This window comes from Gracilibacillus kekensis (genome assembly GCF_900143085.1).
Classification (GTDB): Bacteria; Bacillota; Bacilli; order Bacillales; family Amphibacillaceae; genus Gracilibacillus; species Gracilibacillus kekensis.
In genome coordinates this window covers 184,610-199,922 of sequence record NZ_FRCZ01000002.1, presented here as the reverse complement: position 1 = coordinate 199,922, position 15,313 = coordinate 184,610, and the positions used below count along the sequence as shown (strand labels likewise).

The following is a 15,313-nucleotide window of genomic DNA, read 5'->3' as shown; positions in this document are numbered from 1 at the left end:
TTGACCAACTGGTAAATGGTGATTTTCTAAAGTATAATTTTTTGCTCTAAGAGTAGTGACTATTTTTATTGGCAAGTCGGACAGAATCCGTAAATTTCAAACTTATGATCATCTATCATATATTGCTTTAATTCTTCGGATAACTCATCCATTGGACAGTGATGAATTTCTTTTGTGACACCACAGTTTTTACAAATAAAGTGATGGTGATGGTGGTGGTCACATTTTAGTCGGAAATGTTTTTCACCATTTAGTTCTGTTGATTCTAATATCCCTAATTGATCAAATAAATGCAGATTACGGTAAATGGTATCAAAGCTAATCCCTTCGTAGTTTGGCTCCATATTTTCTAATAGATCCTTTGCCGTACGATAACGGTTTTCGTCTACGAAAAAGTTAATCATATGTTTTCTTTTATCCGTATACTTATAGCCTTTCAGTTTTAAAATATCCAACGCTTCTTCTGTATTCATCTGCTCACCCCGTTATTTAAACGATGCTTTCGATTTTTTGTTTTTTCTATAATGTTTTTCGCTAAAATAGTTCCTATTAATAAGATAATTAACAGCATTACAATCGTTCCACCTGGAGGTATCTCCAAATAGTAACCAGATATTAGACCTAAAATCACTGCTGCTTCACCATATATTATCGCATAAATAATCGTTTGTTTAAATCCTTTTGCAATTCGGATACTAGATGCTACCGGTAACGTCATTAAAGCGGAAACCAGCAAAACGCCAACAATTCGTATTGATGCGGCAATAACCAGGGCTGTTAATACAATGAAAACAAAATGAATTCTTTTGGCATGAATACCTGTAACGACCGCTTGTTCCTCGTCAAATGATAATAAAAATAGTTCTTTATATAATAAGAATATAACGAGACAGACGATTCCTGCGATAATAAGAATACTATATAAATCCTGGCGACTGACAGCTGAGACAGATCCAAATAAGTAGTTGTATAAATCTGTGTTAAAACCATTTGCAACCGAGATGAAAATAACACTTAGTCCAACACCGCCAGATAAGATAATCGGAATAGCTAATTCCTGAAAGGCAGTATAAACTCTTCGCAGTCGTTCTACTAATACAGAGCCGATAATGGAAAAGCCAAGACCAGAATAGAACGGTGTAATTAACATGGCGCCTGTTTTCTTTTCTAATAGGAGCCCAAAAGCGATACCAGCAAGCGTAACATGGGACAAGGCATCAGCTATTAATGATAATCTGCGAACTACAATAAAAGCACCTAGAAGGGGAGCAATAATTCCAATAATTATACCAGTAATAAAAGTGTTTCTTAAAAACTCATATTCTAATAAATTCAATAACATTTTTGTTCCCCCATTAATGGTCATGTGTCACTATATGAAGTGGATGTCCATAAAACTCGGATAATTCATCCTTCGAAATGGACTGAAATTCATTCGGATTTCCGTGAAAATGAAGTGTCTTATTTAGACACGCTATCTTGGATGCATGGTGGGTCATGGTTCCAATATCATGAGTAACAAGCAATAAAGTAATATTTTGCTTATTTAATACATGTAATAAATCAAAAAACTTTTTAACATTTTCAGCGTCAACGCCTACTGTAGGTTCATCTAAAATTAATAAATTTGGTTCACTAACTAAAGCACGTGCAATAAATATCCGTTGTTGTTGTCCACCGGAAAGGTCACCTATATTTTCATTAAGGTAGTTTTCCATACCAACTTTTTCAACGGCATGGTGTATTTTCTCTTTATCTTGTCTGGACACTCTATGAAAGTAGCCAAGTTTAGACGTAAGCCCCATAGTCACAACTTCTTCAACAGTAGCTGGGAATCCTCTATTAAAAGTATTTGCTTTTTGTGACACATATCCTAACTTATTTTTCTGCTTGAATTTATCAATAGGCTTATTAAATAAGTGAATGGAACCATTTGTGGGTTTTTCCATCCCTAATAGCAACTTAATTAATGTAGTTTTACCCCCACCATTAGGGCCAACTAAGCCAATGAAATCTCCTTCATTTATGGTAAAGTTTATTTTCGATAAGGCTTGGCGATCACCGTAATGAAAACTAACATTGTTCATTTCGACAATAGCATGTGTCATTTTAAAGTCTCCTTTAATTCGTAACTATAACTTATCACAGCGTAATCGTATTCCATTCCTAGCGCTGGGGATAACCGAACTAACTCCCTGATAAGTTTAGTATAACAATAATGCTTTTTACAATCTTACCTTATACGTATTTTATCGTAACCATTACGTTTTGTAAAATATATGATGTTTTATCGGAGTTCATCTAATTTTAAAATAAGAAAAACCGGGAAGCCCACCCGGTCTTTTTAGTAGCAATTTTGAAATGGCTAATAGATTTAACATCCGTTCAGGCTTGCCCACTTCGCTTTTACCCATAGGGCATAAGTCAACATCTGTTCAAGCAAGCTTTCACAGTGTATCCCATACCAAGGGGCGTGTCATCAGCTAACTTTTGTAAAGAAGTTCACTTTACAAAGGTGGATTTTCAGATCACGCTGATTCCTTAGAAGTACGAAGTGGCCGCCTCCGCTAAATAATGCGCTACATTGAAAATGCGTTAACACCCCGGATTATATACTTTCTTTACTTATAAATAAAAATAGTTTTTCGTTAATAAGAAAATCTATTCAACACTTAGCTCATATGTGCCGTTAGCTAATTATTTGTTTTTAAAGTTTCTTTTCGATAGAATGGAAGCATCTAATGTGAAGGGGAGTTTATACATGCCTGTAAAGTTTTATTGGTACCCTAAGTGTGGGACATGTCAAAAAGCAAAAAAATGGTTAGATGAACATCAAATTGCTTATGAGGCCATACATATTGTGGATGAAACACCAACTAAATCCCAATTAAAATCGATTATTGAAAAAAGTCAGTTGCCATATAAAAAATTCTTTAATACGAGTGGAAAAAAATATCGGGAATTAGGTCTGAAAGATAAATTAAAGGATGCAACTGAAGAAGAGATGCTTGAATATTTGGCATCGGACGGTATGTTAATTAAACGACCGCTTACTGTAGGAAAGGATCGTGTTACGGTCGGTTTTAACGAAAATACATTTGAACAAACGTGGATATAAACATACGGTATATTGATATTTAACAGTATAGTCTGTTATACAAATAGAAGCAAAATTAGGAGGCATTTAAAATGAGTTTACCGGAAAAGTACTTATATTCGAAAGAACATGAATGGGTTAAACAAGAAGATGGTAAAGTAAGGATAGGAATCACAGAACATGCACAATCTGAATTGGGGGATATTGTCTTTATTGAACTACCTGAAGTTGGAGATGAAATTAAGACCGATGAACCGTTTGGCAGTGCTGAATCCGTAAAAACAGTTTCTGAATTATATGCCCCATTAAGCGGTAAAGTTGTTGAAGTAAATGGTGAATTAGAAGATAGCCCAGAGTTAGTTAATGAATCACCATACGAAAAAGCGTGGATGCTTGTTGTGGAACCAAATAATCAGGCAGAATTAGATGGACTGTTATCTGCTAAAGACTATGACGAAATGATTAATGAGGCATAACAATTATTAGCATTCGCTACTGAGCGAATGCTAAATTTTTATCCGCATTCGTCCGTAACAATTAGTAGGATTTAAAATTCCTATTATTTCAGTATCACTTTATCTGTAATAAATTGCAAAGGTTTATCCATAGAATTAACTAAAAGCTTTTTTGTTTTGAACAATGATGAAGTAGGTGATTCGATGTCGATAGAAGAGAAGAAATTAATCATCGTCGAAGGACGAACAGACAAAGATAAAGTGGCAAAACTTCTCGATGAAGAGGTTGAAATTGTTTGTACAAATGGCACTATTAATGTAGAAAGATTAGAAAACTTAATTGAAATGTTTCATATGGACCATCGAGATGTATTTATCTTAGTGGATGAGGACAATGCAGGGAAGAAACTTAGAAAGCAATTATCTAAAGAATTACCACATGCTGTGCACATTTATATTGATAAATCCTACCGTGAGGTTGCAGCCACTCCTGAATCAGAATTAGCAGTTGCCCTTGTTTCATCCCATATTATGATAAATCCAAATTATTTATAGCAAAAGGTGATAAGCATGATTGAAGTGACAATAGATAGCTGGAAACAACTACAGCAAGATAGAGAAAAAAAAGTTTTTTTTGTCCATACTCCTTTTTGTGCAACGTGTCAATTAGCGGAACGAATGCTTGCGATCATTGAAGAAACAAAACCGAATCAATCTTTCTATCGGCTAAACGCATCATTCTTTCCAGGGTTTATGGAGAAAAATAAGATTAAAAGTGTTCCTGCTTTATTACTGGTTGAAAAAGGAGTAGTTCGTGATCATTTATATGCTTTTGAATCAGTTACAAAATTGCATGAAGTATTAGAAAAATGGCATTGAATATGAAGTAAATTAAAAGATTTGCCAGTATATTGTTAAAAATATGATTAAATATATTCTGAGTTGGGTATATCCTTATCAAACAACTATTTATGGTAACTAATCATCTCTCAGGATATTTGGTCATCTTGTGAGAAGATGTTACAATAAATGGTGTCAAAAATAGAAAGGATTGATTTATTATTAGTGACCAACAGTTACATCTAAATTACACAACCGAAATGGAAAAAGCGATGCACCAGTCGCATGGAGTAGGGTATGCTGAGTACGGCCGTACGCTTTCTCAACGATTAGAAGTGGAAAAAGAACGGGAACTGAGCTACCAGGAAAGCCAGGAAGTTGTGAAGGATGTAGAGCGTTTAGTTCACAGATAATCAGATCGTATAAAATAGAAGAATTTATAAAATGAAAATAATAAACGACAGTTACCTATAAAAGTAGCTGTTGTTTTTTTATTTCCATTTCATATCTATTTAATTTGTAAGAGTGCTTTTTGAAGAATTTTTTAGTAACATGTTTTTTGTGATATAATATCAAATGAAAATCTTATGTGACGTATAGTCTGAAACAATCGTAAATGGTTGATTATAGATTCGAAATAGTATAAGATTATAATGAGAATAAAGTGAGAATAGATTTAATTCCACTTCAAATCAGAACAACTAAAAGCTTTGGAGGTATGTAGTTATGGCAAGTTCTACTTTAGAAATTAAGGATCTTCATGTTGAAATTGAAGGTCAGGAAATATTAAAGGGTGTTAACCTAACCATCAATGGTGGAGAATTTCACGCTGTAATGGGACCAAATGGTACAGGTAAATCAACCTTAGCATCTGCAATCATGGGTCACCCGAAATATGAAGTGACACAAGGTCAAGTTCTTCTTGATGGTGAAGATGTACTAGAAATGGAAATAGATGAACGTGCAAAAGCTGGTTTATTTTTAGCGATGCAATACCCAAGTGAAATCAGTGGTGTTACTACTTCTGACTTCTTACGCTCTTCTATTAATGCTCACCGTGAGGAAGGCGATGAAATTTCTTTAATGAAATTTATTAAAGAAATGGATGAAGCTATGGACTACTTAGAAATGGATAAAAACATGGCACAGCGTTATCTTAACGAAGGATTCTCTGGTGGTGAGAAAAAACGTAACGAAATTCTTCAGTTAATGATGTTAAAACCTGAAATTGCAATTTTAGATGAAATTGATTCTGGTCTTGATATCGATGCATTGAAAGTTGTTTCAAAAGGAATTAATAAATTACGTGATGAATCATTCGGTTGCTTAATCATCACGCACTATCAACGTTTATTAGACTATATTACACCAGATAAAGTACACGTAATGATGCAAGGTCGTGTTGTTAAGTCAGGTGGTCCAGAATTAGCACAACGCCTTGAGGCTGAAGGTTATGATTGGATTAAGCAAGAATTAGGTATCGAAGATGAAACAGTAGGACAAAAAGCGTAAGGTAGGAGGTATCGTATGACTGTGGAAACAAAACTACCATATGATCAGGACTATGTCCGATCATTTTCAGAAAATAGAAAAGAACCTGAATGGATGAAAGAATTAAGACTGCAAGCTCTTGAATTGGCAGAAGGATTAGAAATGCCAAAACCAGATAAGACTAGTATTAAACGCTGGAACTTCAATGACTATAAACATGATGTCAAGGGAGAGTCCATCCAATCATTACGTGATCTACCAGAAGACATCCAAGTATTTTTGGATATGGAAAATCATAATGAAAACCTTATAATTCAACGTAATCAATCAGTGGCTTACCAATCTCTTGCTTCTGGATTAGATGAAAAAGGTGTCATTCTTACAGATATTCAAACAGCAATAAAAGACCATAGTGATTTGGTACAGCGTTATTACATGAAAGATGCTGTCCAAATTGATGAACATAAATTAACTGCACTTCACACAGCGTTAATGAACGGTGGGGTGTTTGTATATGTTCCTAAAAATGTGCAAGTAGAAGAACCGTTGCAAGCTGTCTTTTGGCAGGAAGATCCTGAAGCAGCGTCATTTAACCATGTAATAGTAGTAGCAGAAGCTAACAGTTCTTTAACTTATGTTGAAAACTATATTTCTCATAATACCGATGAACATGCAGTGGCTAACATAGTCACAGAAGTAATTGCACATGATAATGCGAACATTAATTTTGGTTCTGTTGACAATTTTGCTGTAGGAACTACCGTATATGTAAATCGTCGCGGAGTTGCTTATCGTGATGCTCGCATCGAATGGAACCTTGGTCAAATGAATGATGGGAATACTGTTTCAGAAAATATTACACACCTAATTGGTGATAATTCAACTTCTTATGCTAAGACAGTAGCCGTTGGTCGTGGTAACCAAGCACAAAACTTTACAGCCAAAATCGTTAATTATGGTAAACAAAGTGAAGGCTATATTCTGCAACATGGTGTAATGAAAGATAGTTCTTCTGCCATTTTTAATGGAATTGGTAAAATCGAGCATGGAGCAACTAAAGCAAATGCTGAACAGGAATCAAGAGTATTAATGTTAAGTAGAGATGCACGTGGAGATGCAAACCCGATTCTGTTAATTGATGAAGATGATGTTACAGCAGGACACGCGGCTTCAGTAGGACGGGTAGATCCGATTCAACTTTACTATCTTATGAGTCGTGGTATATCACAAGAAGAAGCAGAAAGACTTGTTATCCACGGATTTTTAGCACCTGTTGTAAAAGAAATCCCAATTAATGCAGTGCGTGAACAATTGACTGAGGTAATTGAAAGGAAAGTTTACTAATGGATGTTACATCTATTCGTGAACAATTTCCAATCTTACATCAGGAAGTAAATGATCATCCATTAGTGTATTTAGACTCTGCAGCGACATCTCAAAAACCTTTGCCTGTTATAGAATCATTGGATGCTTATTATCGACAACACAATTCCAATGTTCACCGTGGTGTTCACACTTTGGGTACAAGAGCAACGGATCAGTATGAAGGTGCCAGAGATAAAGTGAAAAACTTTATAAATGCGAGTTCGACTGAAGAAGTTATCTTTACAAGAGGTACGACCACAGCTTTAAATATGGTGGCCTATGGCTATGCTCGTCATCAATTAAAAGAAGGTGACGAGATTGTCTTAACCGAGATGGAGCATCACAGTAATATTATTCCATGGCAGCAGGCAGCAAAATATACGGGTGCCAAGCTAAAATATATACCAATGGAAGAGGACGGAACAATCACTCTTGAAGCTGTTCGGTCCACTGTAACTGAAAATACCAAAATCGTTGCCGTAACACATGTTTCTAATGTGTTAGGTACGATTAATCCCATAAAAGAAATTTCGCAAATTGCCCATGAGTATAATGCAATAATTGTTGTGGATGGTGCCCAAAGCGTGCCACATATGAAAGTAGATATGCAAGGATTAGATTGTGATTTTTATGCCTTTTCTGGCCATAAGATGTGTGCACCGACTGGTATAGGAGTACTATATGGAAAGAAACAGTTGTTAGAAGAGATGGAACCTGTTGAGTTTGGCGGAGAAATGATTGATTTTGTTGATCTTTATGATTCGACTTGGAAGGACCTACCTTGGAAATTTGAAGGGGGTACACCAATCATTGCCGGCGCAATTGGTTTGGGTGCTGCCATTGATTTCCTGGAAGATATCGGTATGAATCATATCATCGAACATGAACAACAGCTGGCAAACTATGCGCAAGATAAATTATCAACCATCGATGGACTCACGATTTACGGTCCTAAAAAACGTGGAGGATTAGTGACGTTTAATGTTGATAGTGTTCATCCACATGATACGGCTACCGTTCTCGATGCAGAAGGTATAGCAGTTCGTGCTGGTCATCATTGTGCCCAACCATTAATGAAATGGTTAGATGTCACGGCCACAGCAAGAGCAAGCTTTTATTTATACAATGATGAAAGTGATATTGACCGATTAGTAGAAGGATTACAGCGAGCGAAGGAGTATTTCGGCGATGTCTTTTAATAATTTAGATACATTGTACAGACAGGTAATCATGGATCATTATAAAAATCCGAGAAACCGTGGAAGTTTAGCGGAAGAATCTGTTACAATAGATATGAACAACCCCACTTGTGGTGATAGAATTGAGTTACACCTTCAAATAGAAGATGATAAAGTGAAAGATGCAAAATTTGAAGGGGAAGGTTGTTCGATTAGTATGTCATCGGCATCAATGATGACACAGGCGGTTAAAGGAAAAAATGTTGACGATGCATTAAAAATGTCGACTATTTTTTCAAAAATGATGTTAGGTGAAGATCTGGAAGATGTGGATTTCGATTTAGGAGACATTGAAGCATTACAAGGTGTTTCTAAGTTTCCAGCTAGAATTAAATGTGCAACATTGGCGTGGAAAGCAATGGAGAAGGCAGTCGCGACTGATGAGCAATAAGGCATAAGGAAATCCTAAATAGGAGGTAATAATATGGCTAAACAAGCACCTGAAATAGGCGAATATAAATATGGCTTTCATGACAGAGATGTTTCGATTTTTCGTACGGAAAGAGGATTAACTCGTGCAGTAGTAGAAGAAATTTCTCGTATGAAGGAAGAACCAGAGTGGATGTTAGAATACCGCTTAAAAGCATTAGAACAATTTTACAAAAAACCCATGCCACAATGGGGTGGTGACTTAGCAGAGTTAGATTTTGATGAGATTACGTATTACGTAAAACCATCTGAACGCTCTGAACGTTCTTGGGATGAAGTGCCTGATGAAATCAAACAAACATTTGATAAATTAGGTATTCCAGAAGCAGAACAGAAATATCTTGCTGGTGTATCTGCACAATATGAATCAGAAGTGGTTTACCACAACCTTAAAGAAGACCTTGAAGATTTAGGAATTGTCTTCAAAGATACTGATACTGCACTAAAAGAAAACGAAGACCTTTTCAAAGAATACTTCGGTAAAGTTATTCCATCTGCAGATAACAAATTCTCTGCGTTAAATTCGGCTGTTTGGTCTGGTGGTTCTTTCATCTATGTTCCAAAAGGGGTAAAATGTGATACTCCACTACAAGCATATTTCCGTATTAACTCGGAGAATATGGGACAGTTTGAGCGTACGTTAATTATTGTCGATGAAGGTGCTTCTGTACATTATGTGGAAGGTTGTACAGCACCAACATACACGACAAATTCATTACACAGTGCAGTGGTTGAAATCTTCGTTAAGAAAGATGCTTATTGCCGTTATACTACAATTCAAAACTGGGCGAATAATGTTTATAACCTAGTTACAAAACGTGCTACATGTGATGCAAATGCCACAATGGAATGGATTGATGGTAACATTGGTTCAAAATTAACGATGAAATATCCAGCAATCATCTTAAAAGGTGAAGGTGCACGTGGTAACACATTATCGATTGCTTTAGCAGGTAAAGGTCAGCATCAACACGCGGGAGCTAAAATGCATCACTTAGCACCTAATACTTCTTCGACAATTGTTTCTAAGTCGATTTCCAAACAAGGTGGTAAGGTTTCCTATCTTGGCATGGTGCATTTCGGCCGTAAAGCTGAAGGTGCTCGTTCCAATATTGAGTGTGATACGTTAATTATGGATAATAAATCTACTTCAGATACTATCCCGTATAATGAAATTTTAAATGACAATATTTCATTAGAACATGAAGCAAAAGTTTCAAAAGTATCTGAAGAACAATTATTCTATCTAATGAGTCGTGGGCTTTCTGAAGAAGAAGCGACTGAAATGATTGTAATGGGCTTCATTGAGCCATTTACAAAAGAACTTCCAATGGAATACGCAGTAGAAATGAACCGCCTTATCAAATTCGAAATGGAAGGTTCAATCGGTTAACAGATCAACCCCTTATCACTTTGTGATAAGGGGTTTTTAATATGGGAGGATAAATATTTGAATTTCTTTTTTTTAAAACCTCTCGACATTAACTTTAATGTGAAAGTTTATGACGATATTGATTGTTCCTTTTTATCTTTCTTTTTCATTAAATGCAGATAGCTTTGAAAACTTACATAATTGGATAATTTTAATTAATACCTTTATAATAGGAAAGAGCATTTAATCAATAAATATTCAACTTAGAAGAGGATAGGGGATTTAATGGACATTATAATTTGTTTAGTAATAGGCTTATTTTCAGCTATGCTAGGGAGTATCGTTGGACTGGGCGGTGGCGTAATATTAGTACCAATCTTACTTATCTTACACGCTACAACTCCGCTTTTTGATTGGGCGAATGCCAGTACTATTGTAGGAATATCACTCATCATTATGATTTTTACAGCTATGTCCTCTACCTATGCTTATGGAAAAGCCAAAAGAATCGATTACAAAAGTGGTCTATATTTTATAGCAGGTAGTTTGCCTGGTGGTGTACTTGGTGCTTGGTTAAATCAGTTTGTAGAAACGGATATGTTTTCATTGTTTTTAGGAATATTTATGTTGCTGATTTTTGCGATATTTCTTTTTAAAAAAACACCAGCATCCAGTGAGAAATCTTTGGATGGGAAGAATAGTTGGTATAGAGTTACCCGTAAGGTAACGATAGGAGAAAAAACATACCATTATGCTTTTAATCCTGTTATTGCGATTTCGATTGCATTTATTGTGGGTATGTTGTCAGGCTTTTTTGGAATAGGCGGAGGCTCTTTAATGGTGCCAGCAATGATTTTATTCTTTCATTTCCCACCACATATTGCCACTGCTACCTCAATGTTTATGATCTTAGCTTTGAGTATGGTAAGCTCTATAACACATATCAGCTTAGGGCATATTGAATGGAGATATGTTTGGGCATTTATACCAGGTGCGTGGTTTGGAGGCATTTTGGGAGCAAGGGTAAATCAGCATTTATCTAGTAATGCGGTTGAAAAACTGTTAAGAGTGGTATTGCTATTAATTGGTTTACGGCTGATATGGCAAGGCTTGTTTTAGAGGAGGCGATGCTACGTGATCGAACATTTACATTTTTATTACTGTAATGATCTACATAGTAATTTTGATAACTGGTCAAATATTGTTTATTATTTTAAACAAAAGAAAGCTCAACATATGTATCATGGTGAACAATCCTGGAGAGTGGATATTGGAGACCATGTAGATCGATATCATCCAATAGCAGAGGCTTTTAAGGGTAAAGCGAACGTAGAACTTTTAAATGATGCACAACTTGACTTTGCAACGATCGGAAATAATGAAGGAATAACACTGGAACATGATGATTTATATCACTTATACGATAATGCGGACTTTCAAGTCACTTGTGGCAATCTAACACCCATAAATAAACAGAAACCTTTTTGGCTTAATGACAGTATTTCTTTTGTTACGAAACATCAATTAAGGGTTAAATTAATAGGATTAACGGCACCTTTCCGTCCTTTTTATCAGCCGTTAGGATGGAATGTTGAGACACCATATGATTATTTATCACGTAATATGGATCAGTTAAAAGAAGATACGGATATCCTTATTTTATTATCCCACCTCGGCTTAACAGATGATCAGAATATTGCCGAAAAGTATCCTGAAATTGATATTATTATTGGTGGTCATACCCACCACCTTTTTAAAAATGGAGAATTAATAAATGAAACACTACTTACAGCGGCGGGGAAACATGGTAAATATGTAGGTGAAATACATATCGAATGGGATCACACACAAAATAAATTAGCAAAAAAACAAGCATATGCTGTTGAGACAGCCTATATAGATCAGGATTTTACTACTGTTAATACAATACAAACGATGAATGAAAAAGCACATGATTTACTAGGAAAGCGAATAGCTTTTGTAGAGCAACGTTTAGAGGTGGATTGGTTTGTACAAACACCTATTATTCAACAATTAACAGACAAGTTAAAAGAGTGGACAAAGGCAGATATCAGTATGTTAAACGCTGGATTATTACTCGACCATATCAACCAAGGTCATGTTACTTATGGTGATGTGCATCGAATTTGCCCACATCCGATTAATCCCGTCACAGTTCAACTAAGAGGGATTGAATTATTAGAAGTTATCCGAGGAGCATTTGATGCTGCATTAATGAAGCTTGAACTTAATGGTTATGGCTTTCGAGGTAAAGTAATTGGAAAATTTGTTTTCAGTGGAATTGATATAGATACGTATATGGATCAACACGGGAACAGTCACGTACAAAATGTTTATTATAATGGGGAAGCTATGGACACCGAAGCTATTTTTACATTAGCCACGGCGGATATGTTTACATTTGGTAAAATGTTTCCTGAAATAGCACGTTCCACTACGAAGAAGTTTTTTTTACCTGAATTTTTAAGGGACTTACTGGCAGATTCTATACTATCCTCATATGGCAAAAATAGTGACAGTAACTAGCACACTTTTAGCCCTCCTTCATACTTTGTAGGGAGGGGAGTGGGCTTATTATGATTGAATTAAAACCGATTTATATAAACAAGTATCCGTTTACCGCTATTACTGTTAACTTACCACATACGACTCTTTTGGTGATAGCGAATAACAAAGGTTATGTTATGTGTGGTGCTTTAGATGTGGATCTTTTGAATGAAAAATTAGCTAATCGTCCAATTATCGCAGGGCGAGCAATAGGTGTAAAATCAATCGAAGATTTGCAGAATGCAACATTAGAAAAGGTGACAAATGCTTCCAAAAGCTATGGTTGGGCGCCTGGAATGCCTGTAGAAGAAGCGCTTTTATTGCTTGCTAAAGCTTAATATAAAATGTGAGTTATTAAAAATAATTAACAAAGTGACAAAAAGACTAGATATAATCGACATTATCTGATAAAATTTTACTAAAATGAAAAATAGGTGTTTTGACATGAGAATCGTACCAACAACTATCATTCAATCAGGGGTCGAATTAGCTAAACCAATCTATGATGTACATGGAAGGGTTTTATTACAAAAAAATATTCAGTTATCACAATCTATGGTCAATAGATTGAAAAATATGGGAGTTACTTATGTCATTGTAAGAGATGAAGATACGGATGATATAGTAGTAACTCCTCCAATTCCAGATGAGCAACGAATAGATGCAGTTCAAAGAATCAAATCGGCATTTCGTTCTTTGCAAAGGGAAGATCTAACGAAAAATAATTTTTTGCTCGAACGAACTGCCTTTAAACTGAACGATATGGTAAAAGATATCGCTAAAGAAATAAGTCAGAATGATGATGTGATTCATTATTTATCTGATTTGTTAATCATCGATGATTATGTATTTTCCCATTCCTTAAATGTTAGTATGTATACACTCGCATTGGCTCAAGAATTAAATTTCAAACCTAAAGAATTGGAAGACATAGGATTAGGTGCGATACTTCATGACATTGGAAAAATTATAATACCGGACGAAATATTAAATAAAAAAGCAAAACTGACAAATATGGAGTTTGAAATTATTCAAACTCATACAAATTATGGGTTCGAAATATTAAGAAAGGCGCATAGTATTCCTTTACTAGTAGCTCACTGCGCATATCAGCATCATGAAAGACTTGACGGTTCCGGCTACCCGCGTGGGATTAAAAACGAAGATATTCACCCATATGCAAGGATAATAGGTGTAGCAGATGTATTCGATGCTGTTACAAGTAATCGAGCTTATCGGGATGCCATGCTCCCTCATGAAGGTCTAGAGATTCTATATGGTGGAGCGGGATCACAATTTGATCAGCATTTAGTGGAAAAGTTCAAAAAAACGGTCGCATTGTTTCCAAACGGGCTCACTGTTTACCTTAGTGACGGTAGTGAAGGGGTTGTTGCCAGCCAAAACCCGCAAATGTATGATCGACCTGTTATTAGAATAATCAAAGAGAAAGGATTAAAAGTTACGCCATATGATTTAGATTTAGCAGTTGTTTTAGATGTAATGATAATAAACACAGGTGAATTGGTTCTTTCTAAAACATAAACATATTTTGTATCTCTAAAAAGATCTCTCCTTTCATAAGAATAAAAAGGGGGGGATTTTTTATGAGGAAAAATCGATGGAATAAGAGAAAAATAGGCACACCTCCAAAAAATCAACTGATCGTAATCTCTTTTTTACTCTTTGTTTTATGTATGATTGCTAGTATATTAATTGTAAATGAAGGGATAAAACCGGTATTACTTGATTATGCTAAGGTTCGGGTAACTGCAATTGCTAATCAGGCAATGGGGATAGCAGTGAGTAAAAAAATATCCGAAGATTTGGAAACAGAAGAACTTGTTCAAGTTCAATTAGATGAACAAGGAAAAGTAGAACACTATATTTTTAATTCAGTTGTTGAAAATAGAGTTCAAAGAAATGTACAGTATCGGGTAGAAAATTTTCTGAAATTATTAGAAAAAGGGGAACGACCAGAAACTGGTGTGCCAATAGAAGTAGAATTAGATCTAGATCCGGATGAACAAGAATTGTTAGATGATGTGAGAAAACGAGGTTTATTAGTAGAAGTACCTCTTGGTCAGGCATTAGGTATTCCTATTCTGGCTAATTTAGGACCCAAGGTACCTGTCAACATGGAGGTGATCGGAAGCGTAGGTACGGAGATAACAAGTGAATTAGCACAAACAGGAATAAATGGTGCATTAATTGAAGTTAATGTACATATAGAAGTAGAAATGATGGTTGTTATTCCATTCGCTTCAGAGCCAGTTGAAATTGTACAAGATATTCCAGTAACTAAAGTATTTCATCCAGGTGATGTGCCAAATTATTACCATGATGGGGAGGGATCGTCAAATTTGTCACTTCCGATAGAACCAAATGTAATTGAATAAGAGCATTCCTGTTATTTCCTTTGACAGAATATTCGAAAGTTCGTTATAATTTCAAAGATTAG

The 15,313-nt window shown here is 35.5% G+C and carries 18 protein-coding genes; 15 read left to right on the top strand and 3 right to left on the bottom strand.

Features of this window, described 5'->3' with window-relative positions:
* Window positions 1-65: 65 nt before the first annotated feature.
* The 3 genes from BUC25_RS06505 to BUC25_RS06495 are packed head-to-tail and all read right to left on the bottom strand — an operon-like array spanning window position 66 to window position 2,108.
* Complete coding sequence (locus BUC25_RS06505) at window positions 66-473, bottom strand: Fur family transcriptional regulator (RefSeq protein ID WP_073200924.1); 408 nt, start codon at window positions 471-473, stop codon at window positions 66-68.
* Window positions 470-1,342 carry a metal ABC transporter permease gene (locus BUC25_RS06500; protein WP_073200922.1) on the bottom strand — a complete coding sequence of 291 codons (873 nt, stop codon included), beginning with the start codon at window positions 1,340-1,342 and terminating at the stop codon, window positions 470-472. The genes BUC25_RS06505 and BUC25_RS06500 overlap by 4 nt, the downstream gene beginning before the upstream one ends.
* A 13-nt stretch (window positions 1,343-1,355) precedes the next feature.
* Window positions 1,356-2,108 (bottom strand): metal ABC transporter ATP-binding protein, encoded by a 753-nt coding sequence (locus BUC25_RS06495; protein WP_073200920.1) that lies wholly within the window; start codon window positions 2,106-2,108, stop codon window positions 1,356-1,358.
* Window positions 2,109-2,761: 653 nt separating this feature from the next.
* On the opposite strand from BUC25_RS06495, the gene BUC25_RS06490 reads away from it, so the two are divergent.
* The 15 genes from BUC25_RS06490 to yunB all read left to right on the top strand — a co-directional run bounded on the left by BUC25_RS06490 (window position 2,762) and on the right by yunB (window position 15,251).
* Entirely contained in the window at window positions 2,762-3,118 is a 357-nt protein-coding gene (locus BUC25_RS06490) for an arsenate reductase family protein (protein WP_073200918.1), read from the top strand.
* A gap of 71 nt (window positions 3,119-3,189) precedes the next feature.
* The gene (gcvH, locus tag BUC25_RS06485; protein WP_073200916.1) at window positions 3,190-3,573 is read left to right on the top strand and encodes a glycine cleavage system protein GcvH; all 384 of its coding nucleotides are present in this window, start codon (window positions 3,190-3,192) and stop codon (window positions 3,571-3,573) included.
* A 183-nt stretch (window positions 3,574-3,756) separates the two neighbouring features.
* A complete protein-coding gene (locus BUC25_RS06480) occupies window positions 3,757-4,107 on the top strand; it encodes a toprim domain-containing protein (protein WP_170862657.1) in 351 nt (116 codons plus the stop codon).
* Window positions 4,108-4,122: 15 nt separating this feature from the next.
* Window positions 4,123-4,431: a thioredoxin family protein gene (locus BUC25_RS06475; RefSeq protein ID WP_073200914.1), complete on the top strand. Its 309-nt coding sequence runs from the start codon at window positions 4,123-4,125 to the stop codon at window positions 4,429-4,431.
* A 221-nt stretch (window positions 4,432-4,652) separates the two neighbouring features.
* Window positions 4,653-4,805 carry a YuzK family famiily protein gene (locus BUC25_RS19915; protein WP_483188985.1) on the top strand — a complete coding sequence of 51 codons (153 nt, stop codon included), beginning with the start codon at window positions 4,653-4,655 and terminating at the stop codon, window positions 4,803-4,805.
* 313 nt (window positions 4,806-5,118) lie between these two features.
* Window positions 5,119-5,904: a Fe-S cluster assembly ATPase SufC gene (gene sufC / locus BUC25_RS06470; RefSeq protein ID WP_058306818.1), complete on the top strand. Its 786-nt coding sequence runs from the start codon at window positions 5,119-5,121 to the stop codon at window positions 5,902-5,904.
* Between the two features lie 15 nt (window positions 5,905-5,919).
* Window positions 5,920-7,227, top strand: a complete 1,308-nt coding sequence (sufD, locus tag BUC25_RS06465) for a Fe-S cluster assembly protein SufD (protein WP_073200912.1) — start codon at window positions 5,920-5,922, stop codon at window positions 7,225-7,227.
* Window positions 7,227-8,447, top strand: a complete 1,221-nt coding sequence (locus BUC25_RS06460) for a cysteine desulfurase (protein ID WP_073200910.1) — start codon at window positions 7,227-7,229, stop codon at window positions 8,445-8,447. Before sufD ends, BUC25_RS06460 begins: the two co-directional genes overlap by 1 nt.
* A complete protein-coding gene (sufU, locus tag BUC25_RS06455) occupies window positions 8,437-8,877 on the top strand; it encodes a Fe-S cluster assembly sulfur transfer protein SufU (protein WP_058306821.1) in 441 nt (146 codons plus the stop codon). Before BUC25_RS06460 ends, sufU begins: the two co-directional genes overlap by 11 nt.
* A gap of 33 nt (window positions 8,878-8,910) precedes the next feature.
* The gene (gene sufB / locus BUC25_RS06450; protein WP_073200908.1) at window positions 8,911-10,308 is read left to right on the top strand and encodes a Fe-S cluster assembly protein SufB; all 1,398 of its coding nucleotides are present in this window, start codon (window positions 8,911-8,913) and stop codon (window positions 10,306-10,308) included.
* A gap of 264 nt (window positions 10,309-10,572) precedes the next feature.
* Window positions 10,573-11,406, top strand: coding sequence for a sulfite exporter TauE/SafE family protein (locus BUC25_RS06445; RefSeq protein ID WP_073200906.1), 834 nt, complete (start codon window positions 10,573-10,575; stop codon window positions 11,404-11,406).
* A 15-nt stretch (window positions 11,407-11,421) separates the two neighbouring features.
* Complete coding sequence (locus BUC25_RS06440; protein WP_073200904.1) at window positions 11,422-12,834, top strand: bifunctional metallophosphatase/5'-nucleotidase; 1,413 nt, start codon at window positions 11,422-11,424, stop codon at window positions 12,832-12,834.
* A 50-nt stretch (window positions 12,835-12,884) separates the two neighbouring features.
* A complete protein-coding gene (locus BUC25_RS06435) occupies window positions 12,885-13,193 on the top strand; it encodes a YunC family protein (protein WP_073200902.1) in 309 nt (102 codons plus the stop codon).
* A 106-nt stretch (window positions 13,194-13,299) separates the two neighbouring features.
* On the top strand, window positions 13,300-14,397 hold the full coding sequence (locus tag BUC25_RS06430) for an HD-GYP domain-containing protein (protein WP_073200900.1): 1,098 nt from the start codon (window positions 13,300-13,302) through the stop codon (window positions 14,395-14,397).
* Window positions 14,398-14,459: 62 nt separating this feature from the next.
* Entirely contained in the window at window positions 14,460-15,251 is a 792-nt protein-coding gene (gene yunB, locus BUC25_RS06425) for a sporulation protein YunB (RefSeq protein WP_073200898.1), read from the top strand.
* The last annotated feature ends 62 nt before the right edge of the window (window positions 15,252-15,313 follow it).